Consider the following 25,874-nt stretch of genomic DNA (forward strand, 5'->3'; position numbering starts at 1 on the left):
CTAGTCGAATCAGTGATCCGCAGAAAGAGCCCCGGCACACACCGGGGCTCAACTTTTTTTGACCTTACCAGAGCAGCTTCAACGCGAATTGAACCTGCCTGGATGTCGTCGAGGTGCTGGTGATGGCTCCTGCCGTTCCCGAAAGACCTGAAGGTGTGAAGACGATCAGATTGGGAGTATTGAAGTTGGCCCTGTTCAGCAGATTGAAGAGTTCGGCACGAAACTGGACAGTCAAGCGCTCGCTGACAGCCGTGCTCTTGAGCGCGGAAAAATCCCATGTCGCGAGCCCCGGACCGCTCAACGAATCTCTGCCGAGGTTTCCATAGAAACCGCTATTCGCCGGTGGTGCCAAAAACGCTGCGGGATTGAACCACTGCGATGGCTTGCCTGTAATCACACGACCGGTGAAGTTTGGATTCGCAAAAGGTCTGACGGGATTGCGAGTATCTCCGTTGTTCGAAGGGTTGTAGCTGAGCTGCGGTGTAATTGGAAAACCGGACTGCAAGGTGACAATGCTATTCGCTGACCATCCCCCAACGAAGCCGTTGGCCAAACCAGACAGATCGTGAGCAAAGGGTTTACCACGCCCAAAGGGCAACTCATAAATAGCATTAATCGCGGCGACGTTTGTGGCGTTGAACGTCGCCGGGCCCCAATCGGCGTGCAGGTCATGCGGGTTGGACGCCAACGCTGGCGCGTTCGCTGACGTTGTTGCGTTCAGTGAATCGCCATCATTCAGAGCTTTTGAAAAAGTGTACATACCACGCAAGGAAAGGTCGTGGCTGAAGCGGCGGTTCACATCTACCTGGAGTGCGTTGTACCTGCTATCACCCACAGCAAACCAGGTCCAGGTATTTGCTATCGAGGTATTGGCCTTAGGAGCACCGGCAGGGATGTAGAACGATCCTGCTGGAATAGCTGCATTCGCCAAAGCTCCAGGGAAGGTAGACGGATATCGGGCCGGGCAAGGCGAATCCGGGCAGATAGTCGGAACCGGTTGATTGGCATCGATACCGATCAATTCGTGGTAGCCATGCGATCCTATATATCCAATCGTCAGCGACGTATTTTTATCCAACGCCTGTTCAACTCTTAACGAATAAGAGATAAGAGTAGGCATCTTCATATCAGGTTGAACGCCTCCCGGCACAAGAAGCGCCTTTGCCGGCACCGGGCCCTGTGGCGCGATCGGCAACTGCGAAACGGTCAAAGCAGCAATGCTGTAAGTCGGATTAAACGGAGCGTTCTGATCCGTTCGGTATCCCAACGCATCCTGGAGTTCGTTATACATTCCGAATCCCGCCCGGACGACTGTCTTATCGAGATGCGGGCTCCACGCCACACCAACTCTTGGCTCCGGAAGGAACTTCGCATTATTGGTAGTGAAGGTATTGTCCCCAACGCGCGGCTGATTGGAGATCACGCCATTCGAAAATGTATAAGTGGACGCACGCCCATGCGCTTCATTCCATCCGGTCGAGAACTCGCCACGAAATCCGAGACTCAGCGTCAACGTTGGCTTCAGGCGAATAACATCCTGAGCATAGACTGCTCCAAGCAGAGACCGCCAATTCATCTCGGTCGGCGCCGGATCGTATAAGAACGAAGTAGTAACTCCCGTCAGGAATGTCTGAAGACTAGCAAATGTCGCCTGCCCATACTGACTCAGAGCTAACGTCTCGTTCGACTGGAACTGTTGGAACCATGCTCCGACGCTCAATTGATGGACCCCACGCGACAAGGTCACACGGTCTTCATACGTGAATATATTTCGCGCAATTGAAAGATTGCTTCCATTGTTACTTCCCGCCAGGCCAATCTGAGCCTGCGGATTCGACGCCGCACTTCCTCCCACCACAACCGCGCCTACCGGATGTCCAGCGAGAAATCCAGGCACATTCGCCGCCGGTGTACCGGGCGTCGGCTCTCCCGTAAAGAAATAGCCGGCACGAGAGAAACCAACCCGCGCAACATTCAGCAGAGAAGGTGAAAAGACGTGGGTCTCGTCCACACTAACAACCTGCTCACGAAGATTCAGGACGTCGCTGCTATAGGGATCGACCGCAGTAGGCGTGAAATCACTGCCATCGTCGATCGTGTAAGTTCCCGAAAGGGTGTCTTTCAGAGAGAAGACTTGGTCCAGTCGAGCAGTCGCAAAGTTCTCTTCAATAGTCTGCAGTGGAGTGCTGTACACCTGCGCAATTCCGCTGAAGTCCGGATCGGTCGCTGAGGGCGTGGGCCACAGATCGAGCAGTGGCTTCACACTCGCGACGGCCGCTGCACGAGAAGCCAGGTCAGGCACAAACGCCAGCGACGTCTGGTGCAGGTGCTGCCGATATCCTTCATAGTTTGCAAACAAAAACGTCTTATTCTTTCTCAGAGGGCCGCCCGATGCGACTCCAAATTGATTCCGCTGAAAGGGTGGTGCGGAGCCCTGATCGAAATAGTTCGGTGCATCCAGCGCGTTGTTGCGCAGGAACTCGTATGCCGAACCGTGCCACTGGTTGCTGCCCGATTGCGTAACGATAATTACCTGCGCACCCGGCCGTTTTCCGTACTCGGCGCCATAAGAATCGCGCAAAATGTTAAATTCGCGGACTGCCTCAACACCCAACAGCTGCTGGCTCGGCCCTCCTGGCTGAAAGTTATTCTCCGCCGCACCAGTGAACTCAACTCCATTCAGCAAAAAAAAATTTTGCTGAGGACGATTTCCCGACACTGCAAAGTTATTGCCGGTGGTCGAATTTGAAACTCCAATTCCACCCGTCTTTTGCGAGGTGAAGTTAACGATCCCCGGATTGAGCGTCAATAGCAGATCGTAGCTTCGCCCGTTCAGAGGCAACTCCTTCACCTGCTTCTCGCCCACCAACCCGGAGATGTCCTGAGTGCTGGCGTTAACAATAGGTACATCCTCTGTCACAGTCACTTGCTCTTTTACCTGCCCCACCTGCAGAACTAAATCAGCGGTGGCGTCCTGACCCACCACCAAAACAACTCCGGCTCGTATCCGCTCTGCAAAGCCTTGCTTCGCAGCACGGACCTCGTAGTGCCCGACCGGAAGCGCCACCATCTCATACTGCCCCGCCTGACTCGTAATGGCGGTCCGCGACACGCCAGTGTCAAGGTCGTTCGCTGTCACAGCCGCTGCGCCGACAGCAGCCCCGGTAGAGTCGATGACTCTACCCGACAAAGTGGCAGACACCTGCGCTCCGGCGGAGGCAGAGCACACCAACCATAGGCCCATGGCCATTACTGACAAGCGAAAAATTGTTAGCTTCATTGCGGGCCTCATCAAGTTTTGGAATGAAACAGATCGTGAGACTTCTTTCACCTTAAAGTTTTGCGCAATGATTCAATCAGCACGCGATGCAATATCACGCCAGCTGCAACAGTCGGCTTTTGCATTCAAAAAAGGTGCTTAAAGCTGAATCACAGATCTCTTCCCGACCGGAAAGACGAAGACTCATCTAATCAGGGACTTCTTATCGATTCAAACGAATTAAACCGTTATTGTCAACGAGTCTAGTCGGGTAGAACGATCATGACTTCGGTTGATTTAATGAGAGCAACCGCAACCTGGCCACTCTTCAGGCGCAACTCTCTCACAGCATCCGCTGTAATGATGGATGTAATGCGCTGGCCACCAATTGACAACGTGACTTGGGCAAGCAAGCCGTTGACCTTGATGTCGGTAATTCGTCCGGTCAACTGATTTCGCCCGCTCACACGCCGAAACATGCGACGCGTCTTCTCCGGTTTACCCTTAACGGAAGCCCGCGGCAACAGCCGGTCGACTTCGGCCTCGGGGATCCGATGATGGCCACCCGGGGTTTGGACACTCTTCAGTTTTCCGTTGTAGATCCACTGCTTCAGCGATGCATAGCTGACGCCTAGCACTTGGGCCGCTTCACGTGGTGAGTAGAGCTTGGGCATAGATGATACTCTCCAGCGGAGCATAATCGCGTCAAAAGCACGCCGACGCTCTTGGCAATGATATAGCCGAAGTTGCCCATACCACTTCGTCTTTGGCGATAATAGAGGATATGTCGAAACGCGAATTTCAGACCGAAGTCAGTCAGCTGCTCCAACTCATCATCCACTCCCTCTACTCTCACCCAGAGATATTCCTCCGCGAGCTCATCTCCAACTCCTCCGACGCGCTCGATAAGCTTCGCCACTTAACTCTCGTTGACGAATCCTTCAAGTCTCTCCCCTTCGATCCCCGTATCGAGCTTGACCTCAACGAAGAGAGCAAAACCCTCACCATCAGCGACACGGGCATCGGCATGAGCGAGGAAGACCTCGTCTCTCACCTCGGCACCATCGCCCGCTCAGGCACCAAAAACTTTCTCTCGCAGCTCTCCGGCGACGCCCGCAAAGACTCGAATCTCATCGGCCAGTTCGGCGTAGGCTTCTACAGCGCCTTCATGGTTGCCGATAAAGTTGAAGTCGTCTCCCGCAAAGCCGGAGAAGACAAAGCATACCGCTGGACCAGCGATGGCAAGACCGGCTTCGTCATCGAGCCTGCCGAACGCGCTGTCGCCGGCACCACCATCCTCCTGCACTTCAACGAAGAAGGCGCGCAGTACGCCAACAGCTGGCGTCTGAAGGAGATCGTCAAGAAGTACTCCAACCACATCGCCTTCCCCATCTTCCTCACCTACGACAAGAGCGATTGGAACGAGACCGAAAAGAAGTCGATCAAGACCCGCACCACCGAACAGGTCAACGCCGCCAGCGCTCTCTGGCGCCGTTCCAAGAGCGAGCTCACCGACGACGACTACAAAGAGCTATACAAGTCCATCACCGGCGACTGGGAAGATCCTCTCTTCTGGTTCCACACCAAAGCCGAAGGCAGCCTCGAATACACGACGCTCTTCTACATCCCCTCCAAGGCTCCGCTCGACCTCTACCAGGCAGAGTACAAAGTCGGCGTCAAGCTCTACGTCAAACGCGTCTTCATCATGGACGATGCCAAGGAGCTTCTACCCCAGTACCTTCGCTTCGTTCGCGGCATCATCGACAGCGAAGACCTGCCGCTCAACGTCAGTCGCGAGATTCTGCAGCAGAACAAAGTCCTCACCAGCATCCGCACCGCCAGCGTCAAAAAGATCCTCTCTGAGCTGAAGAACGTCGCCACCAGCCAACCTGAGCAGTATCTGAAGTTCATCTCCGAGTACAACCGCCCCCTCAAAGAAGGGTTATACGGCGACTTCGCCAACCGAGAGACTCTCCTCGACCTAGTCCGCTTCAAATCCACCAAGGTCGACGGTGTCACCAGTCTCGCCGATGTCAAATCACGCATGAACGGGGAGCAGAAGAGCATCTACTACATCACAGGCGGCTCTGAATCCCTGCTTCGCACCTCGCCCCTACTCGAGATCTACAAGAAAAAAGACCTTGAAGTACTCATCCTCGATGACGACTTTGACGAAATCGTCTTCTCCGGCATCGAGAAATATGACGACATCGACTTGAAGTCCGTGAACAAGACCTCAACCAGCGAAGACCTCAAGGACGAAGCAGAACCCGACAAGGCCGAATCGCTGAAGCCATTGCTGGACAAGCTCAAAGCAACTTTGGGAGATCGCGTAAAAGATGTCCGCGCCTCCGTACGTCTCGCCGATAGTCCATCCGTCATCGTCTCCGACGAAGAGGAACCATCCATCAAGATGCAGCAGATGATGCGCGCAATGGGTCAAAAAGACATCCCTGCCCTCAAACCCACGCTCGAAATCAATCCCGATCATGAGATCGTCAAAAAACTGCTTGCACGCTCCGACGACGCTGTCACCGACGACGCCGCGTGGCTGCTCTTTGATCAGGCTCTCCTCATGGAAGGCGTACCGCTCCAGGATCCCGCATCCTTTGTGCATCGCCTCAACCGCATCTTGAACCTCTCTATTTAGGGCTTGTCCGGTTTGCTGCTGAGAACAAGTGAACCGCACATCGGTGTATGGAAGGAGCAGGAGGAGCCGCCAATCAGAAATCGAAAGACGGCCCTCCACTACCCGTAATTCTCGATGGATCAGGCTCAACAAGATCGGGGCCAACACTCCTACCTCTCCCAATGATTTTGTGCTCCACTCTCTGCGTCATACAATACGTATAAGACTTGCCGAATCAGGAATGGCGCTTCACCATCATGAGAATCGAGGAAACTGCAGCAACTCATCTCGATAGAAGTGTCGATCCAACACCTGCGACAATAAAAACGAGCAAGTTCAACTCTCGGGAAGGTGCTGGTAACGAAGTTCAGCCAAACGCCAATCACCCGCTATAGCAGGTAGGGTGCTGGTGTAAGTCATAGTCGGGCCTGTAGCTCAACGGTTAGAGCAGGGGACTCATAATCCCTTGGTTGGGGGTTCAAATCCCTCCGGGCCCACCACAGATTTCCAAAAAATTCCCCAATAAATGCTCGCAACCACTGTCATAGCTCGCTGCTTCCTTGGGCCACGACATCTCGCCGTGTCGGAAAAGGAACTGTACTTTAGCCAAAAGGTGCAATTCCAGTACAGTTCGGTACACCGCGTTGTACAAGAGGGCCCGTTAAGACAAACTCCGGCACATGGAAAGCTGTCATTCGCAAGACCGGCTGGCCAACCGCGGCCAAAACGTTTCGCACAAGACGGGATGCTGAGGACTGGTCACGGCGCACGGAAGATGAGATGGTGCGTGGGGCCTATATCAACGGGCGACAGTTGATCGTTTGACGCTGGCGCAAGCTCTGAAGCGATACGTCGAAGAGGTCACACCAACAAAGCGACCATCTTCCCAGGAACCCGAGTACCGTCGAGCAGCGATCCTTAGCAAGCATCTAGGTAAATATTCGCTTGCTGCTTTGTCGCCTGAGATTGTTGCTAAATTTCGCGACCTGCGTCTCTCAGGGGAAGACCGCAAAGATGCTGGGGGCAAACCCATCCCACGTGCGAACAACACCGTGCGCCTCGATCTCGCGCTGCTTGGCCACCTGTTGACTGTAGCCATCAAAGAATGGGGAATAGGGCTTCCATCCAATCCGGTTCTGCTTGATCGGCTTTCAGCATCCAAACCACTATTCTCATTACCTCATCAAGCCGGCGCGCAAGACCTTCGACGCGTTTGATCGTCAAAGAGTGGCCGGAGTTAGCTTGCTCTCTGGTCAAACTAATTCCTATCTACGCACGCTCCAATACTTACTCCCGAGTACAGTTGACGAGGTAGAGGAATTGATCGTCTAACTGAACACTTCATCTTTAGAATCGACCACCGGTTTTCGGCTTGTATCCTGCAAAATGGGCCGCTCAAGAAAGTGCCAAGTGAGGGCCGCATACAGAAGGGACACGGCAAACGCAATCGCCACTCCAACTAATTGGTGACGCAGATGGCGATGCAGAATATAGAGAATCGTGGAGTGAATCAAATAGAAGCTAAAGCTGATTTTTCCGATATAGACGAGTGGACGAAGTTTGAGAAACCCCACGACACGACCGCTCAGCGCCCAGAAGACAATACCGACATAACCGATAAGGCTAAGCTCATAGAGCCAGACGTTTACTAGGACGCTGTTGGCTGCAGGCTGAAACCAGGGGTACCAAGACCACAGGAGCAACGGAATGGCTGCTCCGCCTGTCAACAAGAGACCGTAGCAGCCGTAGTGTTCCACCGCAGTACGGTTACGACGCCACACGAGCGCGATAAGGGCTCCGACTGTCAGCAAATCCATACGAAATGGGGTCGAGCTGTAGATGGGCCAATGCCCCGGATAATATGCAGTTTCTATCCATCTCATCAGAGGAGCGGCCAACACTAGCCCCCCCGACAAACAAGCGAGCGCCCCCTCGTCGAGGAGATATACCACGAAGGGCCACACAAGATAAAACTGCTCTTCGACCGCCAAAGACCAAAGAACGCCGAGAGAGTAGCGGTGATCCAACTCCAGAAATAACTTGGTATTCATTAGGAACAAAAACAGATACCAACGGCGCATCCAACCGATGCCAAACAAAATGGAGGTGACGCCAAGAAAGAGGATATAGGCAGGAAGAATTCTACGCATGCGTCGCTGATAGAACGAAGCTAGATAAGCACTCCAACCTTTGCGCCTACGCTGTTCTATTAGAACGCCAGTGATGAGAAAGCCAGACAGTACAAAAAACAAATCAACCCCCGTCCATAAGAGCTGTGAGCGGAAGGCGTGACTAAAAAAAACCATGAGCACAGCAATGCCGCGAAGACCATCGAGCTGCACAATGCGTTTCGCTTGATTCATATCGCTGTCCTGACCATCAGTGATTTTTTGGATTGGTCCGACACTTTGGAGCGTTATCACTTACTTCAGAATAAACTCAACACCCTATTTGTTGAGGGTGGCGGGACTTTAAACGCAACCCATAAACAATGGGCCGACCTATCGGCTTTCGAGTTGTTTATTTTTTACTTCTTTTCTGACAGTAACTAATTACGCTTATCTGGTGCTCCGGGTCTTGCTCGCCGGCGTCGGCCTTCAACAATTGCGCGACCTTTACAGGCCCGAACTGTAACTGCCGCAGTTATGATCGCATACTGTTTGGGATGGGAATTTGCAATCAGAATGACCCGAGGCTTCGTGATACTTTACAGATCATTCGTGAGCGAGAGACTGACAGATAGGCCACGTTATCAGTTACGTCCACGCAGAGGTAAATGGGTGTGGAGGCCTTCCGGATCGGAGAGATACTGTTTCTCACGAAGAAGCTTGCACACAGCACCTCACCTGCGCAGCAAACGTTTGAGACAGGCCTTCAAGTCCGCAGTTATTGGTATCAGCGCACTTTTCGTTCTTTACCCGCCTTGCCATCGGTCTTTGTCCCTACGCTTGAAGCTGGCATCGCCGTTTGCTGTTGAATGAGATTGATCTGGCTTTGAATCTCATTAATCGTGCGCATGGCAAATGGATATGGCCGGATTTGAAGAAGGGTGCAAATGTGTGGCGAGAGCTGTCTTGGCCGCAATTGGAAGATTAAACAAGCTGGATGCCTAAGCACGAATCCGTCGCTATCGCGTTTTATTTCCCGTTTCTGAGACGCCCCCCCAAAAAAAGTTACTGGCATTTTGAGGTCAAACCGGCATAGGTGACGAAGACCGTTCAAAAGACGCTGCACTGTCCATGCGGCCGGCAGAGCTGGGTCTGTGCGCGAGTTGCTAGAACCTCAAGCGCCAGGACGAGGAATACTTTGGGGGCCTGTCTTTTCCCAGGCGGTGGGCAAAAAGAACTGGATGCCTGCTTGGGCAGACATCCAGCTTTCTAGAAAGTTTTGGGTGTTCGCGAGCGGCTTCTCTCGCGAACACCAAAGGGTTGGGTTACTGGACGGTGAGCGTGAGGTTCGTCGAGCTCTGCGCCTTGGTAATGATATCCATTGCGGTCACGACCACGGTGTAGTTTTGCGCCGCTGGTGTCGTTGTCGTTGGCCGAGTCACACCGCCACCGGAGCAGGCACTGATGCCCAGCACCGCGCCGAGCGACAGTCCGACAGCGAGCAGCACCGCAGGCAGACGCGGCATCTGCCGTAGCCGCTCACGCGCTGCCTTCAGGCCCAGCAGCGGCAACAGCAGGAAGCCCAGTGCTACAGGCGCCAGCGGGTTGCCCGGGGTGGGCTGTTCACTGCGTGCTGCCGTCGTCGTGTTCGCTGTCTGGATGGTCAGCGTCACCGGAGTGACCGCACTGCCCGCCGCAATGGTTGCAGGAGAGAAGGTCGCGGTCGCGCCCGTGGGCAGGCCCGTCACCGAGAACGTGATCGCATCGGGGAAGGTGGTTCCCGTCAGCGCCAGCGTGAGGCTGAAGCTGGCGCCGAACCCGGGGCCACGCTCGCGCTGCTGCCCGAGCTGCCCGTTTACGGTCGCGGTGGCGAGGCTGAAGGGCATGCCCACCGAGAAGCTGATGGTCGCCGTGGCACCGGCATAGTTGCCGCTCGCCTACAGGTGCGGAACCGAACTTAGCCCCGTTCCGCGGCACCTCATACACCGCATTGTTGAACTCATCCGTGACGAACAGATTCCCTGCGCCGTCCACCGCCACGCCTACGGGCTCGCCAAAGCCGCCCACCGTCAGGATGGTCGGGTTGCTTATAGGGATGCTGCCCCCCCACCGCGACGATCTCCGACACCACACTGTGGCTCTCATCCGCGAAGAAGACATTTCCTGCTTTGTCCACAGCCACGCCATTGGGGCTCATAAAGTTGTTGCCGCCCACGTGGTTGACCGTCGAGCTGGGGGATACGACGCCGGGGGCGTTCCCGCCGGTGCCGGCGACGATCTCCGACACCAAACCGGTGTTCCCATCCGCGACGAAGACATCCCCGGCGCCGTCCACCGCCACAGCAACTGGAAAGAAAATCCGCTGCCTACGGTGTTGACCGTCGAGCTGGAGGATACGACGCCAGGGGCGTTGCCGCCGCTGCCGGCGACGATCTCCTTCACCGCACTGTTGTCCCCATCCGCGACGAAGACATTCCCGGCTTTGTCCACCGCCACGCCCTGGGGAGAGCTAACCGTTGACCAAGCCGTCGTTGCCCCCCGAAGGAGGCGGTCTGCGCCCGAAGGGCGGGCGCTACGATTCCAGCCGCGGCCAGAACGTCACACAGGGTAGTCTTGAGAAGGGTTCTGCCCCGGAGGGCAAAACGCAGCGAGCGCCCGAAGGGCCCGGTGAGGCGAAAGGGAAGAAACTCGTTTCATCAACAGCTCCAAATTAGAAACAAAATCAGGACAGCAGCGACGGCAGACATTCGAACTCGGCCGCAATGCGATCTTTGGGGACCCGTGTGCGCACAAACAGAAAGATCGCCGTCGCAATCCCCACCGACAAAACAACCACCGCGATCCCGAAGAAGCTGCGACCCCGAGCAGCGACTCCGGCATGACCTCGAAAACCTCCGTCAGGTTCTCAGCCAGGTCCTCCGTCGTAGCCACCGCAGTCTCTGCCTGGGTCGCTGGAGCGTCGATCGCCCCTTCGTCGCGTTCCGCAGACACCGCATGATGATCCGTGATGATCGGTACAAAGGAACCGCGCGGGATATTGATCCGGATCGGAGCATCGCTACCCTCGCCGGCATAGTGCTCCTTATGACGTTGCCGAAGACGACGGACATTGACACGAACGATCGAATCGTAACGCGGATCGTAGGTCGCATCCCTGCCATAGAATGCCCTGCCGATGTACGACTCCCTCATCAAGTCCGGCTCTCGCTCCGAGGCTTCGATAAGAAACCGCAGTAGCTTTAGAAGCCCTGAGGAGCGCTCAAAGGCCGCACTGGTCGCCAACTGCTCAAGCATTTGCTCAATATTTGTGGCTTGTCCCTCACCCGTGCCGACCGACACCCCTTGCACACCAATCCTTTTCCAAAGGAAAGTCGTCAGTGTAGGGCAGCCTTGTTCCAATCCCGATAACGGCTTTTCATGCCCAGCTAGCTGCGCGCGCATTCGGGTCTTCTGATAAATTTCATCGAATGGCGGCCGACACCCGAGAGAAACCTCGAGGTCCTGGACGATACGGCCGACATGTATCGATATTTTGACTGCACGGAGGCAGGGGAGTTTCTCTACGCTTGCATTGCGCACGCTATCGATAAGGACCTGCCCCAGAAAATCGACTTCTTGCGCCGCAATGATGAGGCGATGCGGCGCATCATGAACATGGTCGAGATGCGGGACATAATAGCGGAAAATCTCGTCAGGTTCGTCCGCCTGAACGAAGGCAACTTAGGTAGCAAGCGGCGCGAAGGTGAATTTGAGAAGTTGACCGACGATGAAGTGACCTCCATCGAGGCCATCGTTCGAGAAGCATTTGAAGGCTTCGTGAGCTAGGCGAATTCACCGTCTGTACAGCGGTTCGGAAACGTAATTTTGGACTCGTCTTTCTCAGCGCAAGGGCCAGCAAGCGAGCGACGACAATCGTAGAGGTTCATAGTAGGAGCATCCATGATCAGCCCGGTGGGCGAGACCGTTCCACATGGAGAAACGGAGTTACCGCACGCCGCATGACATATGAAGCTGCGAGCTAGCTCTTGACGCCAAGTTAGGTTGGTCATCGCAGCCGCATCTTCGATTGACATTGCTTTTCATCAAACAAGAAATCTCAGCCCGTTATCGCCAAGTGCCACTAGGTAAAAGCTCGTCTTGCCAAGGTCAATACCAACCGATCGTGCATGTTGATGATCCTCCTGAATCTGCCTACAAGCCCCCCGTAAGATCAAGCGGCGGACCATCTGAGTAAACCGGACTACGTCTAAGTTAATACCTTCCGGTTCCCCGTCAGTCGGGAGGAATTAGGTAGCTGGAGGGCCGAACCGGGAATCAGTTCCGCATGAGTGTCGCTCCGGACTCCGCCTGACCCACGTAGCAGGTGGCTGACCGTAGAGTTCTTGCTATACAATCCGATGCCATCGGGGCGGGAAGGGCGCAGTCTGCGAATGACCCTCCGCCGTGGAGGGACTTGTGCCAGCTCCCGACATAGTTTGGAAAGACGGCAAGTTTGGCCAAACATCGCGGCGCGACGCCTGGTGGCTTTCTCCGGCGGCAGTCCTATTGGGTTTCGGCGCGTTTCTCGTCTATGCCAACTGGGCGGCGTTCCAGAACAGCCATTACACCTACGGTCCGTATATCTCACCGTTTTATTCACCCGAGCTCTTCGGCAGCTCCCCCCACGCCTTGTTGGGCCCGAAACCGAGATGGTATCCGAACTTTCTGCCCTTTTCTCCGGCGTTGTTCATTCTCTGGATTCCAGGCCTGTTCCGTATGACCTGCTACTACTACCGTGGCGCGTATTACAAATCGTTCTGGGCCGATCCTCCGGCATGTGCGGTGAGTGAGCCACGGAAAAGCTATTTGGGAGAAAGAACCTTTCCGCTCATTATGCAGAATTTTCACCGCTACTTTCTGAGGCTCTCGTACATTGTCTGGGGCTTTCTGATCTATGACGCGTTGAGGTCTTTCTTTTTTCCTGAGGGATTTGGGATCGGGATTGGGAGCCTCGTTTTGGTCGTGAATGTCGTGCTCCTGGCTGGATACATATTCGGGTGTCATGCATTCCGACACCTGATCGGCGGAACATTTGACCAGATCTCGGATCACCTCGTTCGCCACAAGATCTACAACTTCGTGAGCCGACTGAACGCGGGGCATAAGAAGTGGGCCTGGGCGAGCCTTCTATGGGTTGCTTTTTCCGATATTTACATCCGTCTCTGTTCGATGGGCATCTGGCATGACTGGAGAATTCTCTAGATGCCGGAATTCCAGCGGTTCTCCTACGACGTACTCGTGATTGGAGCTGGCGGAGCAGGCCTGCGCGCTGCCATCGAAGCTGGAGCAGCGGGTGCGAAGGTGGGCGTGGTCTGCAAATCGCTACTCGGCAAAGCGCATACTGTAATGGCCGAAGGAGGCATCGCGGCAGCACTGGCCAATGTCGACGATCGCGACAACTGGCGGGTTCATTTCGCCGATACGATGCGTGGCGGTCAGTACCTGAACAACTGGCGCATGGCCGAACTCCACGCTAAAGAAGCTCCGGAATGCGTCCTCGAACTCGAGGCATGGGGCGCGCTCTTCGATCGCACGACGGACGGCAAAATTCTTCAACGAAACTTCGGCGGACACCGATACCCCCGGTTGGCCCACGTCGGCGACCGCACCGGCCTCGAGATGATACGCACACTCCAGGACCACGGCATCCATACTGGAATGGAAGTCCACATGGAGTGCACGGTAATCAGCCTGCTCCTCGATGGAAATCGCATTGCAGGAGCTTGCGGATACGACCGCGAGAAGGGCCGCTTCCAGTTGTGGGAGGCGAAGGCAGTGGTGCTGGCCACCGGCGGTATCGGGCGCGCCTTCAAGGTGACCAGCAACAGTTGGGAATATACGGGCGACGGCCTTGCATTGGCGTATCGCGCCGGAGCCGAACTCCAGGACATGGAATTCGTTCAGTTTCACCCCACCGGCATGGTCTGGCCGATCAGCGTGAGCGGCATTCTCGTAACCGAAGGTGTCCGCGGCGAAGGCGGCGTCTTGCGCAACAGCGAAGGCCGCCGATTCATGTTCGACGACATCCCTGACCTGTATAAGGAGCAGACTGCGGACTCTGAAGAAGAAGGCTGGCGGTATACGCAAGGCGATAAGAATGCGCGCCGTCCGCCGGAGTTGCTCACCAGGGATCATGTTGCGCGGTGCATCAATCGCGAAGTCAAGGCAGGTCGGGGCTCGCCGCACGGCGGTGTCTTCCTCGATATTTCCTGGATCAAGGAGCGCATGCCGAAATCAGAGGAACATATCAAACGCAAGCTCCCCAGCATGTATCACCAATTCAAGCAGCTTGCCGATCTTGACATCACAAAAGAGCCGATGGAAGTCGGTCCAACGACTCACTACATGATGGGCGGAATTCGCGTCGATGGCGATTCGCAGATGTCCAATGTGCCGGGGCTTTTCGCTGCGGGGGAAGCGGCAGCAGGATTGCATGGCGCGAATCGCCTGGGCGGAAATTCCCTTTCTGATCTCGTTGTATTCGGAAGGCGTGCGGGGCGCTTTGCCGCAGAATTCGCCAATGCCAACGGCCCAGTAACGATCGACGAGGAGGAGCTTCAGACCACCGCAACAGCGGCCCTCGCTCCCTTTGACCGTGGCCCTGCCGGTGAGAACCCATACCAAATTCAATACGACCTGCAGGAAACCATGCAGGACCTCGTCGGGATCGTGCGAGTCGAGAGTGAAATGCAACAGGCGCTCGACGCGATCGGGCAATTACGCGCGCGAGCAGAGCGAACAGGCATAGCAGGCAATCGCGAGTACAACAACGGCTGGCACACGGCGATCGATATCGGAAACATGATGATCGTGTCTCAAGCAATTACCCGTGCTGCGCTGCTGCGAAAAGAAAGCCGCGGCGCGCAGTTCCGCGAAGACTTCCCCAACAAGGACTCGGAGTGGGGAAAGTACAACATCGTCATCAGTCGAAGCGCAGACGGTGAGATGCAAGTCGAGAAGCGCGCGCTTACGCCGATGCCGGATGAGTTGAAGAAAGTGATTGAAGAGATGAAATAGCGGGAGACGAAGCGATGGCCACACCAGCGACATTTCGCATCTGGCGCGGAGACTCCGCGGGCGGCGCACTCCAGGATTACACAACACCCGTGGAGGAAGGCATGGTTGTTCTGGACGCGGTGCACCGCATCCAGGCGCAGCAAGCACCCGACCTGGCGGTGAGATGGAACTGCAAGGCCGGAAAGTGTGGATCATGCTCTGCCGAAATCAACGGCATGCCCAGCCTCATGTGCATGACCCGGCTAAGTGCCATCGACCTGAGTGTGCCGGTCATCGTGGAGCCAATGCACGCGTTTCCGCCCATACGCGATCTCGTCACGGATGTTTCGTGGAATTTTCGGGCCAAGAAGACGATCAAGCAATTCAAGCCCCGCCCACCCGACGCGGCCGATGGAACATGGCGCATCCAGCAGGCCGACGTCGAGCGCGTGCAGGAGTTTCGCAAGTGCATCGAGTGTTTTCTCTGTCAGGACGTGTGCCACGTTCTGCGAGAACACCACAAGTACGAAGAATTTATCGGTCCGCGTCTGCTCGTCTATGCTGCCGCACTCGAAATGCATCCGCTTGACACCGAAGATCGGGTCAGCGATTTGAGGCACAAGCATAACATCGGTTACTGCAACATCACGACTTGTTGCCGGCAGGTCTGTCCCGAGTCGATCACAATTACAGAGAACGCGATTATCCCGCTCAAAGAGCGCGTCGTGGACCGTTACTTCGATCCCCTGAAGCGGCTGTTCCGCATCCTCTAACTGAAACTCATCTCTCCCAATACCGGGAAGATTTGCTATCTCGGCCCCGCGTCCTGAACATCAAAGGGAACCAACTCCTGTTCCAATTCTCCCCATTCATAGGCTGGATTTTGAAGTAGCCGCACGCAGCGATTCCAGCGAAGAATGGCATCGTCGTTCCCTGCCGGGCGGATTTTCTCAGCCTCTGCAAAATGGTGTAGAGCATGGTCGAAAAGCGCCACCAGGGAGCGAGGTAGTTGTCCAGCGTTGAGCTGGGCTTTTGCGCGTCGCTCGTGCAGAATCCCAGTGTAGTAGAGGCGCTCGTACGCATCCTTGAGTTGCCGAAAGATCTCTTCGGTTTCCCGGTAACGATCAGACCCACGTCCGGTGAACTGATCTGTAAGGGCGAGACCAAGTAAACGCAATGCGTGCTGATGCTGCGGTTCGATGGTCAAGATATCGCGGCAGATCGACTCTGCCTCTTCCGGTTCGTTGAGCGAGCGATAGAGTTCAGCCTTAGAGATGGCCACAGCAATCCCAGCTGTCGAAATGCGCTTAACCTTATATTCCATGGCTCTTTCCCTCCATGTTCAATTTCCTCAGGCGCACAGTGAATGTTGCGAACCGAACCCTATTGTCCCGTCCGGCAATTCCACCAACGGCCAGATTGGAAGTCAGCTGCGCCTGGATCCAACCGCCGCATTAAACGCAACCACACTGGCACCAACGGAACATGGTAGTCGGCTGCGCTTTGTTTATTGCCAACCGTCCTGAAATCCCTCAACCTCGCGTCTGCGAATGAGCCTACGGCAGTGATCAGAATCCCTGATTGTTCCAATATCCTCTGCGAAGAATTGATTCAGATCGTCCGCCAACTCAAGGACACGGGCCTTCAACGGGGTCATCGCGCCTGCCTTCTTGACCACGACATTATGCTTCTTTCCCTAAGCGTAGTCCAGACTTGATTAGAGCCTCCCCGGCGGGCTTTGCAGCTCCACATCTCGGTGATCAGTCCTGGTCAGCGCCGTTCTCGTCACCTAACTCCCGGTCGTCGGCCATGCGGAAAGCAGCAGGAAGCCGAACTGAAAGATTGAGAACGACTCTCGACAGCAATCGCACTGGTGCTCAAGTAGGGGAGTCTGATGCTCAAAGAGTGGCTAACCCGTCTTAGGTTCCTGATGATTTCCAAGTCACATGATGAGATCAATGAAGAACTGCAGTTTCACCCACTACGAAACAGGAGCCGCAAACTGGGCTCGAGAGACCGTCCCTACTACTTTGTGTTTTCAATGGCTTACAAAGTCAGCTGCACGCGGATTCGCAAACAGCATGTTCAGGAATCTACCAATTTCTATCCTCGTGAAATGAGTTGTTAGGCCGAACCCTTCAAGTAGGCAGCAATCGCTTTTTTTGAGGTCTCCGGGATACGTCGAAAATAATGTTGCAATGTTCGCACAGGACGATTACGTTTATCGCCTTATCTTTCTTTAGATGCGCCTCACTTCTATTAGCCGTTCGGTTTTTGGAATAGATTGAAGCACCGCAGCCTACCGCCACGAAGCTGGCTTCTATTTCGTTCAGTATAAAAAAACCCTTCAAGGCGACCAGCGAATCCTTTGCTTTCCTTTGGAGGTCATATGAAACGACTACGAACACGTCTCCTGCAGGCTGTTCTCTACAGCCTCGCCGTCATCTTCTTCACCATCACATCCCTGCCTTCGCTCAACGCCCAGATCTACCGCGGTGGCATTGGAGGCACCGTCACTGACTCCACCGACGCGGCCGTCGTCGGTGCGGCAGTGTCTGCCGTAGACACAGCTACGAGTCTTACCTACAACACCGTGTCCTCAAGCTCGGGCGAATTCAACTTTTCGAATCTGCCTTTGGGCAGCTACACCGTCACCATCAGTTCTGCGGGTTTCGCGACCGCGAAGTACGACAAGGTACAGGTCGTTGCCGGCCCGAGTTACACAATCTCAGCCAAGCTGTCCCTCTCTTCAACTGGCCAGACGGTGGAGGTGACAGCTGCCGCATTGGCGCTCGATACTGAGACGGATGTGCAGTCTACAGTTCTTCCGGAAACGGTTGTGCAGAATCTGCCCAATAGCGGCCGCGACTTTACGCAAATGCTCGCTCAAACCACAGGATTTGCTGGATTGTCCACCGGCGGCGGCGCGCTCTATGCCAGTGTGAACGGAACCAGATCCAACGCGGTAAACTGGCAGATCGAAGGCACGGACAACAACGATCTTTGGTGGAACATTCCCGCAGTCAACCAGGGCGGAGTCTCTGCGATAGCGGGCGTCATCTTCCCCATCGATGCCATTCAAGACTTCTCCTTTGTCACCACGGGGACGACCGAGCTTGGCCGCAATCCGGGCGGCACAGCAAACCTCACCATCAAATCGGGCACTAACCAGCTTCATGGCTCGGCCTACTACTTCAACCATAACGAGTTCTTTGAGCGGCAGAACCCCTTCTTAACCAGCAAGGCCGCATCGCGGAATCAGAACTACGGCTTCTCAGTTGGCGCCCCCATCCTCAAGAACAAGTTCTTCTTCTTCCTGGGTGGCGAGCATCAGAGCTTTTTGATTGGCGCTGAAAATCACGCCACCGAACCATCGGCTGCGTATCAGACTGCTGCATATGCGCTTCTCGATTATTACGGCGTACCCCATAACACCGTGTCGACAAATTTGCTGTATGGAAACGGCACTCTTCGCGGTCTCTGGCCAGCCGCTGCACTCACCGGACCTGCGAATCCGGAAAACTATCAGTCCTCAGGCAATCTTACCGGGCATAGTTTCAACGGAGTTATCAAGCTGGACTTCACGCTCTCCGACAAGGATCATCTCTCCGCCAGATGGTATGTGGGTCAAGGCACGCAGACCGCGCCCACCTCCTCCGACCTGACGCCGTACTTCGAGAACGCACCCATCCACGTTCAAAACTACTCTTTGATTTACAACCGCATTATTACCACTTCGATGGCCAATCAGGTCGCTGTGGGAGTCAGCTATTTCAACCAGGTGTTTGGTGATGCGGATACAGGCTTTGATCCCATCGGCCTCGGCTTGAACACAGGTGTCACCGATCCGGCTCTGCCGGGCTCTCCTCACTTGGTCATCGGTCCCACCAGCAGCAGTAATGGCCTTTCCGCTGGCAACACCGGATTCGATCCGACCGGTGTCACTGCGCCTTCGGGAAGGAATGACATCACCGGCCACCTTGACGACGATTTAACCTGGACCAAAGGGGCGCATCAGCTCCATTTCGGCGGTGAGATCCGCCAGGCTCAGGTTGACGACTTCTATCAGACAGGACAGCGCGGAACCATCTACTTCGACGGCTCTCAGGGCCCTTGGAACTACGTGACAAACTTTGTCGACGGGGCGCCGCAGACACCGTGTTCTGCTTTAGCTACAAAGAACCTGGGAGTAGCTCCCGGATCTGACCTGAACACGACATCCAATGTCTTTTTCTTGGCAGACTTCCTGGCGGGATGCCTGAATCCAACGTCTTCGAGTATCGTTCAGGGCAATCCCAAGCGACAGGTTTTCGTAAACACGTTTGCCCTCTACGGTCAGGATGCCTGGCAAGTCACCAAACGTTTCAACTTAAACTACGGCTTGCGCTACGACTATGAAGGTCCTGTGCACTCTGATTACCCCAACCTCTCGATCTTCAACCCATCGAGCGCAACCGGTCTTTCAGTCGCAGGGCAGGGCGTGGCAAACATCTATCCCAAGTTCTGGAGCGGTGTAAGCCCGCGATTAGGGTTTGCCTATCAACTGGATAGCACTGGCAATACGATCCTTCACGGTGGCTATGGTTTTTACTACGACTCCATCTATATGAAATCGATTTTGCAGAATAACGGCGCGCAAAACATCGCCGTCTTTGGGCCAGGCCAGAATCCTGCCGGCAGCGACCAGGTCGTGAACGCGCAGGGTCTCAACCAGGTGATTCAACCGGGAGCCGACATCTATCCTGCCTTCAATCCCTCAAGCATCCTTCCCGATGCGGGCCCGGGCAGCATCAGCATCTCCACCTTTGACAAAAACTTCAAGCCCGCCAACGTGCAGATATTTGACCTGAATCTTCAGCACAGCATTACAAACTCCGTCATTGCCCAGATAGGCTACGTTGGCTCAAAGGGAACTCATCTTATGGGCTTGTTCGACATCAACGCCGCCGCTCTGGGTAGCGCCTACAACCCTTGCCCACCCCCCGATGTCCTTCCAGGAGGGTCTTGCAGCGTCGATCCCCAGCAGCTCACCCGCCCCTACAACACGCAGTTTCCAGCATTCGGCGTGATCGACTCTGCCCGAAGCAACCTCGGCTCCATCTATAACTCGCTTCAATCAAGCCTGCGCATCCAGGGATGGCACGGTCTAACCGCACAGTTGGCCTACACCTGGTCGCATTCGCTCGACTATGAAACCGGCGCTCTGCCTTATGTTCCGCAAGACCCCACCAATGAAAAGGCAGAGTATGGAAACTCTGACTTCGACGTTCGCAACACCTTCACCGGCTACTTCGACTACGCAATCCCAGCCTCCCGCGGACCAGAGCGGCTCACTCACGGCTGGGAGTTGAACTCCGGATTCTCCTTCCACGGCGGCACGCCTTACACCGTCACTGCCAGTTCGAATGTCAGCGGCAACGGAGAGTTTGCGGACCGGGCGGTACAGGTGATTGCTAATCCCACAGCCGGCGTCTCCCATGCCATCGTCCAAGGCTCGGTCCAATGGTTCAATCCCGATGCCTTCGTCGATCCCGCCCCCGGAACCTACTCTCCAACCCGCCGCGGACAGAACTACAATCCCGGCTACAAGGCGTTCGACCTCTCTGTCATCAAGACGACAGCGATCACCGAACGAGTACAAGCTCAGTTCAGAGCAAATATCTACAATCTCTTCAACACCACGAATCTGGCTCCAGTAGGTTTCCCATCGACTGGGGAGGTCGGGGCAATCGGCTCAACGCTTGGACCCTATCTCGGCAACCCCACCATCGGGCCCGGCGAACCTCTCAATGCTGAATTCGCCTTGAAGATACTCTTCTAGCTCGAACAACAGAAAAGCCCCGTCCTCCATCGCGGGGGCGGGCCTTTCGTCGTTCCAGTCTCAAGTTACCGGTCACTTCCACTCGCGAATCTCTTTGCTGTCGATTCCATTCTCATGGCCATAGTTCGTGCTCTCGATAATCTTACACCTCAATCGCTCCTTCGTTCGCGAAGCCGTCTTCTACATACTTTGTCGATCCCGCCAAGATTCTCGACCTTGGGTATTGGAGCAATGAAATAGCGGTTCTGCGTGGATGGCAAATCTTTCGTTATGGAATGCTGATGTCTGAATGGGCGGTGCCTCCGCGCGGTAGGGTCCGTGCGTAGGACGACATCCCGTTCGACCGTGTTAGTTTCTGGAGTACGCGAACTCAGGAGGAAACTGGAGCGATGTTGGGGTTTCGGGGTGTGGGAATTCACGTTGTGGCGATTGCCGCTATCGGCTCCGGGATGCTGCAGCAGGCCGTGTTTGCCGGAGCGCAGGGAACGGCGGAGAAGCCAGCGTGGTGCAAGCAGTTGCCGCGGCCGGAGTACGCGAAGCTGAAAGGCGTGCCTATCGCAGACACTTGGTTCGAGGTCTACAAGGTTGCGCCGAATGTGTTTGCCATCTACGAGCCACACCAGTCCGAAGAGACGATCGGATACCTGATCGCGGGAAATACGCGGGCGCTGCTCTTCGATACAGGTATGGGCATCGGCGACCTGAAGGCTCTGACGTTGAAGCTAACCAAGCTTCCGATCGTCGTCTTGAACAGCCACACACACGATGACCACGTGGGGAACAACTGGCAGTTCGATACCGTGTACGGTATGGACACTGAGTTCACGCGGCGTAACGCGAAGGGTTCGAAGGAAGATGCGCAGGCGGAGATCGCGCCAGGCGAGATCTGCGGTTCGTTGCCCGCCGGGTTCGATCGCGCGGCGTACCGGACGCGGCCGTGGAGGATTACGATATGGCTGCATGACGGTGACCGCATCGACCTGGGCGGCAGAACCATCGAGGTGATAGCCACGCCGGGTCACACGCCGGATTCCATCTCCCTGTTCGATCGCGCTAACGGGCTACTGTTCACGGGTGACACGTACTATCCCGGAACGGTATGGTTATACCGACCCGAGACGGATCTCGCGGCCTATGGCAACTCGGTGGGAAGGATCGCTGCATTACAGCCGGAGGTAAAGCTGGTTCTCGGAGCACACAACATGCCTATTGCCCCGCCGAGCGTACTGGAGGATCTTGCGGACGCGTTCGAGAAGGTGCAGGCCGGAAAGGTGCAACCAAAACCAGCGGGTGTGGGCAAGGTGATCTATCAGGTGGGTAATATTTCGTTCCTGATGCGGCCGCCGGCCGATGATCGATAGCGGATACGTTTGTCGACCTGAGGCTATAGACCGAGCGTCGTTGAGTGAGTTGGCGATTTAGCACGATTTGAAGAGGTGAATGCGTTAGCCGGTTCGGCGCAATTTCTCGTAGCTGCTCATAAGCTCGTTTGCCGGAAGTTCACCAATCATCGAGCCAATGGAACGGTGTCGGCAAGTTCCTGCATTTTAGGAGCGTCTCTTTTGGGGTTGACGATGAGGTACGAGTTCGCGTGGCTGACGAAGATCTTTTTAAAGAGATCTGTTGGGAGAAGGCAATCAGTGTCTGCGGCTTCGCGTGTCATGTTTCTACAGGAGAAGAACTCAGTTGTTCGAAGATCGCTGCCTCCGACGATCAGGGGTATCCCCGCTTCGATGCATCCGTCTCCACTGAGCGTTACCAGTCCGGATGGATGGGCTAAAACCTGCAGACGCCAAGCTTCACTTCTTTCAGGAAGTAAAAAAGGAGAGCTAGCTCCGCTATCGACCAGGCAGCGGAGCGACTGCTGACGGTAACGGGGTATATTCAGCTCGACGACGATCCTGTCGAGGGTACGACGTCCATTGCGAACGCCGTAGCGAGAAAAGGGCAGTCGCTCCCCAGAGAGCGAATCCGCAAGCCGCGATGTTCGATCAAGAGCGAGTATTTTCTTATCGTTATCGAGAAGTATGTCAAAGTGTTTGAGAAAGCTTTCACCGAGAACACCCGCAATGTGTTGATGTTTTTGGCTGAACAGCTTGGAGTTAACGGTGTCGACGTACATCTGCGAGACACTGACGTCACCAACGCTTATGCTCTCGATGATGGCCCTCCGCTCGTGAATACTTCCGTCAAGCGCAGTATCCACATCAACTCGATCCTGCAATGGCACTGAAAGCTGGGCAAGAATCCGAGGCTGGATAGCGGTGCGATTGGATCCGGTATCGAGAATAAAGTCGTAGGGGCCTTTGCCGTTGAGTCTGACTTGGACGACGGGGGTACCATCCACCGTCCGAATGGGGACTGAAGTTGTGTCTGCCGTTTGTGCCGCAGCAGAGAAATGAAAGAAAAATATGCCGACTGTAATGAAAGCGGAGCAGAATGTGAGAAAGCGCATGGCGATCCTCCTCGATCGGTGCCCATGAGCCTGGTGGATACGGCGAGGAAAGTCGTTGCGGGTTCTCTTTGGTTTTTGTGAGGTTTTTATTCAGGCAAGTAAAGGTAGGTATGGTCTATCTTTTCGAGCACTTCGAGCTAAGCGAGAAAGACTTCTGCCTTCACGGGAAGGGAGAACGGATCGCACTCGAACCAAAGGCGTTGCGGGTGCTTCTGCTGCTGGTAAGCAAAGCCGGCCATCTGGTCGAAAAAGGTTATCTACTCGAGACGGTCTGGAACGACACGTTCGTTGAAGAAAATACCCTGACGCGCACGATTCTGTTGCTCCGACGTGCCATTGGTGACAATCGGCGCGACAGAATACTCATCGAGACGGTTCCAACAAAGGGATACAGATTCGTCGCTGAGGTTCGCCAGGTCCCTGAAGAAGGTGACCTGGCCCCGGTTCCGGCTGCGACGTTACAACAAGCAGGAGCGATGCGAGAGGTCGTCGCGAAGTCGTTGGAGGTGGAGAGAAGACTGTCCCACCCGGCAGCGGACATTGGTGCCGATTTGCAGCAGCCGCAGAGTGACCTGGAATCTGGCCGCACAATCGTTTCGCCGGTTGAGTTTGCGGCTAAACCCTCCCCACGAAAGAGACGGTGGTGGATCTCGGTCGCAGCGGCGATTCTTGTTCCCGCGTTTGCTGGAGGAGCTGTCTTCCTGCACAAGCGCAAGACGCACGCAATCAAAGAGACCGATACCGTTGTGCTGGCCGACTTCGCCAATTCAACAGGCAATGCGGTCTTCGACGACACACTCAAGCAGGCGCTCATTGTTTCGTTGCGCCAATCACCATTTCTCAATATTCTCTCGGACCAAAAGGTAATCGAAACACTCCGGCTCATGACCCTGCCGCCGAACACGGTGCTTACGCCAAAAATCGCCAGTGAGGTCTGCCAGCGTGCCGGGAGTAAAGCCTACATCGCCGGCTCTGTCGCAAGTATCGGGGACGAATACGTAATCGGGCTAAATGCCGTGAACTGTCAGAGCGGGGACACGCTCGCACTCGAGCAGGCGCACGCGAACGGGAAGGAAAAAGTTCTCGACGCGCTCGATAAAGTAGCCGCGAAACTGCGCAACCAACTCGGCGAATCGCTCACGTCAGTACAGCGATTCGATACGCCCCTCGAGCAGGCCACGACCTCTTCCTTCGATGCCCTGAAAGCCTACAGTTTAGGCAGGAAGATCTGGGACCAAAACGGAAACCTCGACGCGATTCCATTCTTTAAACAAGCTATCGAACTGGACCCTAACTTTGCGGAAGCGCAAGCCAGCCTTGGATCTGCGTACGCGATTCTGGGGGAACGCGCCAAGTCCCTCGAGTACTTCGAAAAAGCTTTTCAGTTGCGCAACCGCGCGACAGAGCCAGAAAAGTACGACATCTCCTCCGCGTATTACGATATCGTCACCGGAGAGATCGAGAAGAGTATCGAAATCTGTCAGTTGTGGACCAAATCTTACCCGAGGGACGCCAACGCTCACTTTATGTCCGGATACAGCTACGGCTTAGTGGGACAAGATGAAAAATCACTGGCAGAAACCGTTGAGAGTGTACGCCTCGATCCTGATAGCAGCGGTGGTTATTTCAATCTCATGCAAGGCTATGCCTACCTGAATCAATTGGATAAGGCGAGAGCTGCGTATCAGGAGGGCATCAAGCGCAAGCCCGAAAGCAGCGACCTGCATGCAAATATGTATGGGGTCGCCTTCCTCGAACGCGATAAGACGGAAATGGAGCTCCAGGCGAATTCGGCCGCGAATGAGCCAGGTGTGGCAGATGTTTTGCTCTCCTTTCAATCTGACACTGAGGCGTTCTTCGGACATCTCAAAAAGGCTCGGGACCTCTCCAAGCGTGCCGTCGAATCCGCCACCCTGAATGACCTTAAAGAGACGGCAGCACAATGGCAGATGAATGAAGCTCTACGGGAGGCGGAGTTCGGCAACCCGGCACACGCCCAGGAGCAGAGCGCTTCTGCACTGATTCTTGCGTCGACACGAGACATACAGATTCTTGCAGCGTTGGCGTTTGCACGAGCCGGCAATTCCACTCGAGCACAGAGGTTGGCAGACGAAGTGCACCAACAGTTTCCATTGGATACCATCGTCGGCAACTATTGGCTGCCAACCGTCCAGGCAGCCATTGAGATCAACCGCAACAACCCCTCCAAGGCCATCGAGTTTCTCAAGGCAGCCGCTCCATACGAGCTGGCCGAGGTATCGAACGCTGAATTTGGGGCCTATTTTTATCCCGTGTACGTTCGCGGGCAAGCGTATCTGCTTCTCCATCAAGGTGCAGACGCGGCGGCGGAGTTTCAGAAATTTCTCGCCCATCCCACCGGGGTCGCAAATAATCCACTCTTTGTACTTGCCCATCTCGGACTAGCCCGCGCATACACATTGCAAGGCGATACCGACAAATCCCGTGCGGCCTATCTGGATTTCTTCACCCTGTGGAAAGACGCAGACCAGGACATTCCGGTCCTGAAACAGGCCAAGGCAGAGTACGCGAAGCTTCAATGATTGCTG

Annotated in this window: 16 protein-coding genes and 1 tRNA gene; 10 read left to right on the forward strand and 7 right to left on the reverse strand. The window is 55.2% G+C overall.

Features of this window, described 5'->3' with window-relative positions:
* Positions 1–64 precede the first annotated feature (64 nt).
* Complete coding sequence (locus RBB82_RS07735; protein ID WP_433974542.1) at positions 65–3,280, reverse strand: carboxypeptidase regulatory-like domain-containing protein; 3,216 nt, start codon at positions 3,278–3,280, stop codon at positions 65–67.
* 242 nt (positions 3,281–3,522) lie between these two features.
* Positions 3,523–3,933, reverse strand: a complete 411-nt coding sequence (locus tag RBB82_RS07740; RefSeq protein WP_433974543.1) for a TOBE domain-containing protein — start codon at positions 3,931–3,933, stop codon at positions 3,523–3,525.
* Positions 3,934–4,043: 110 nt separating this feature from the next.
* Here RBB82_RS07740 and htpG point away from each other — a divergent pair, with 110 nt between their 5' ends.
* Both htpG and RBB82_RS07750 read left to right on the forward strand, forming a co-directional pair.
* Entirely contained in the window at positions 4,044–5,909 is a 1,866-nt protein-coding gene (gene htpG, locus RBB82_RS07745) for a molecular chaperone HtpG (protein WP_433974544.1), read from the forward strand.
* Positions 5,910–6,312: 403 nt separating this feature from the next.
* Positions 6,313–6,388: transfer RNA gene (locus RBB82_RS07750), tRNA-Ile, on the forward strand.
* Positions 6,389–7,216: 828 nt separating this feature from the next.
* Here RBB82_RS07750 and RBB82_RS07755 read toward each other — a convergent pair.
* Both RBB82_RS07755 and RBB82_RS07760 read right to left on the reverse strand, forming a co-directional pair.
* Positions 7,217–8,251: an acyltransferase family protein gene (locus RBB82_RS07755; RefSeq protein ID WP_433974545.1), complete on the reverse strand. Its 1,035-nt coding sequence runs from the start codon at positions 8,249–8,251 to the stop codon at positions 7,217–7,219.
* Positions 8,252–9,321: 1,070 nt separating this feature from the next.
* Positions 9,322–9,882: a hypothetical protein gene (locus RBB82_RS07760; protein ID WP_433974546.1), complete on the reverse strand. Its 561-nt coding sequence runs from the start codon at positions 9,880–9,882 to the stop codon at positions 9,322–9,324.
* A gap of 119 nt (positions 9,883–10,001) precedes the next feature.
* Between RBB82_RS07760 and RBB82_RS07765 the strand changes: the two genes are divergently transcribed.
* Positions 10,002–10,607 (forward strand): hypothetical protein, encoded by a 606-nt coding sequence (locus RBB82_RS07765; RefSeq protein WP_433974547.1) that lies wholly within the window; start codon positions 10,002–10,004, stop codon positions 10,605–10,607.
* On the opposite strand, the gene RBB82_RS07770 is transcribed toward RBB82_RS07765, so the two are convergent.
* Entirely contained in the window at positions 10,595–11,437 is an 843-nt protein-coding gene (locus RBB82_RS07770; protein ID WP_433974548.1) for a hypothetical protein, read from the reverse strand. The genes RBB82_RS07765 and RBB82_RS07770 overlap by 13 nt on opposite strands.
* Before the next feature lie 78 nt (positions 11,438–11,515).
* On the opposite strand from RBB82_RS07770, the gene RBB82_RS07775 reads away from it, so the two are divergent.
* The 4 genes from RBB82_RS07775 (at position 11,516) to RBB82_RS07790 (ending at position 15,804) form a co-directional block, all read left to right on the forward strand.
* On the forward strand, positions 11,516–11,821 hold the full coding sequence (locus RBB82_RS07775) for a hypothetical protein (protein ID WP_433974549.1): 306 nt from the start codon (positions 11,516–11,518) through the stop codon (positions 11,819–11,821).
* A gap of 630 nt (positions 11,822–12,451) precedes the next feature.
* Entirely contained in the window at positions 12,452–13,237 is a 786-nt protein-coding gene (locus RBB82_RS07780; RefSeq protein ID WP_433974550.1) for a succinate dehydrogenase, read from the forward strand.
* Positions 13,238–15,052 (forward strand): fumarate reductase/succinate dehydrogenase flavoprotein subunit, encoded by a 1,815-nt coding sequence (locus RBB82_RS07785; RefSeq protein ID WP_433974551.1) that lies wholly within the window; start codon positions 13,238–13,240, stop codon positions 15,050–15,052.
* Between the two features lie 14 nt (positions 15,053–15,066).
* A complete protein-coding gene (locus tag RBB82_RS07790) occupies positions 15,067–15,804 on the forward strand; it encodes a succinate dehydrogenase/fumarate reductase iron-sulfur subunit (RefSeq protein WP_433974552.1) in 738 nt (245 codons plus the stop codon).
* Positions 15,805–15,839: 35 nt separating this feature from the next.
* Here RBB82_RS07790 and RBB82_RS07795 read toward each other — a convergent pair whose 3' ends face one another.
* A complete protein-coding gene (locus RBB82_RS07795; RefSeq protein WP_433974553.1) occupies positions 15,840–16,355 on the reverse strand; it encodes a hypothetical protein in 516 nt (171 codons plus the stop codon).
* Positions 16,356–17,420: 1,065 nt separating this feature from the next.
* On the opposite strand from RBB82_RS07795, the gene RBB82_RS07800 reads away from it, so the two are divergent.
* The gene (locus RBB82_RS07800) at positions 17,421–20,852 is read left to right on the forward strand and encodes a TonB-dependent receptor domain-containing protein (RefSeq protein WP_433974554.1); all 3,432 of its coding nucleotides are present in this window, start codon (positions 17,421–17,423) and stop codon (positions 20,850–20,852) included.
* Positions 20,853–21,241: 389 nt separating this feature from the next.
* Complete coding sequence (locus tag RBB82_RS07805; RefSeq protein ID WP_433974555.1) at positions 21,242–22,213, forward strand: MBL fold metallo-hydrolase; 972 nt, start codon at positions 21,242–21,244, stop codon at positions 22,211–22,213.
* 146 nt (positions 22,214–22,359) lie between these two features.
* On the opposite strand, the gene RBB82_RS07810 is transcribed toward RBB82_RS07805, so the two are convergent.
* Entirely contained in the window at positions 22,360–23,307 is a 948-nt protein-coding gene (locus RBB82_RS07810; RefSeq protein ID WP_433974556.1) for an aspartyl protease family protein, read from the reverse strand.
* Positions 23,308–23,417: 110 nt separating this feature from the next.
* Here RBB82_RS07810 and RBB82_RS07815 point away from each other — a divergent pair, with 110 nt between their 5' ends.
* The gene (locus RBB82_RS07815; protein WP_433974557.1) at positions 23,418–25,868 is read left to right on the forward strand and encodes a winged helix-turn-helix domain-containing protein; all 2,451 of its coding nucleotides are present in this window, start codon (positions 23,418–23,420) and stop codon (positions 25,866–25,868) included.
* Positions 25,869–25,874: the final 6 nt, after the last annotated feature.

This window comes from Tunturiibacter lichenicola (assembly GCF_051013355.1).
Taxonomy (GTDB): domain Bacteria; phylum Acidobacteriota; class Terriglobia; order Terriglobales; family Acidobacteriaceae; genus Edaphobacter; species Edaphobacter lichenicola_F.

Bases quoted from the DNA above. Each gene is read 5' to 3' on its own strand.
- RBB82_RS07735 (WP_433974542.1), bottom strand. From the start codon at position 3,280: ATGAAGCTAACAATTTTTCGCTTGTCAGTAATGGCCATGGGCCTATGG.
- RBB82_RS07740 (WP_433974543.1), bottom strand. From the start codon at position 3,933: ATGCCCAAGCTCTACTCACCACGTGAAGCGGCCCAAGTGCTAGGCGTC.
- htpG (WP_433974544.1), top strand. From the start codon at position 4,044: ATGTCGAAACGCGAATTTCAGACCGAAGTCAGTCAGCTGCTCCAACTC.
- RBB82_RS07755 (WP_433974545.1), bottom strand. From the start codon at position 8,251: ATGAATCAAGCGAAACGCATTGTGCAGCTCGATGGTCTTCGCGGCATT.
- RBB82_RS07760 (WP_433974546.1), bottom strand. From the start codon at position 9,882: ATGCCCTTCAGCCTCGCCACCGCGACCGTAAACGGGCAGCTCGGGCAG.
- RBB82_RS07770 (WP_433974548.1), bottom strand. From the start codon at position 11,437: ATGCGCGCGCAGCTAGCTGGGCATGAAAAGCCGTTATCGGGATTGGAA.
- RBB82_RS07775 (WP_433974549.1), top strand. From the start codon at position 11,516: ATGTATCGATATTTTGACTGCACGGAGGCAGGGGAGTTTCTCTACGCT.
- RBB82_RS07785 (WP_433974551.1), top strand. From the start codon at position 13,238: ATGCCGGAATTCCAGCGGTTCTCCTACGACGTACTCGTGATTGGAGCT.
- RBB82_RS07790 (WP_433974552.1), top strand. From the start codon at position 15,067: ATGGCCACACCAGCGACATTTCGCATCTGGCGCGGAGACTCCGCGGGC.
- RBB82_RS07795 (WP_433974553.1), bottom strand. From the start codon at position 16,355: ATGGAATATAAGGTTAAGCGCATTTCGACAGCTGGGATTGCTGTGGCC.
- RBB82_RS07800 (WP_433974554.1), top strand. From the start codon at position 17,421: ATGAAACGACTACGAACACGTCTCCTGCAGGCTGTTCTCTACAGCCTC.
- RBB82_RS07805 (WP_433974555.1), top strand. From the start codon at position 21,242: ATGTTGGGGTTTCGGGGTGTGGGAATTCACGTTGTGGCGATTGCCGCT.
- RBB82_RS07810 (WP_433974556.1), bottom strand. From the start codon at position 23,307: ATGCGCTTTCTCACATTCTGCTCCGCTTTCATTACAGTCGGCATATTT.
- RBB82_RS07815 (WP_433974557.1), top strand. From the start codon at position 23,418: ATGGTCTATCTTTTCGAGCACTTCGAGCTAAGCGAGAAAGACTTCTGC.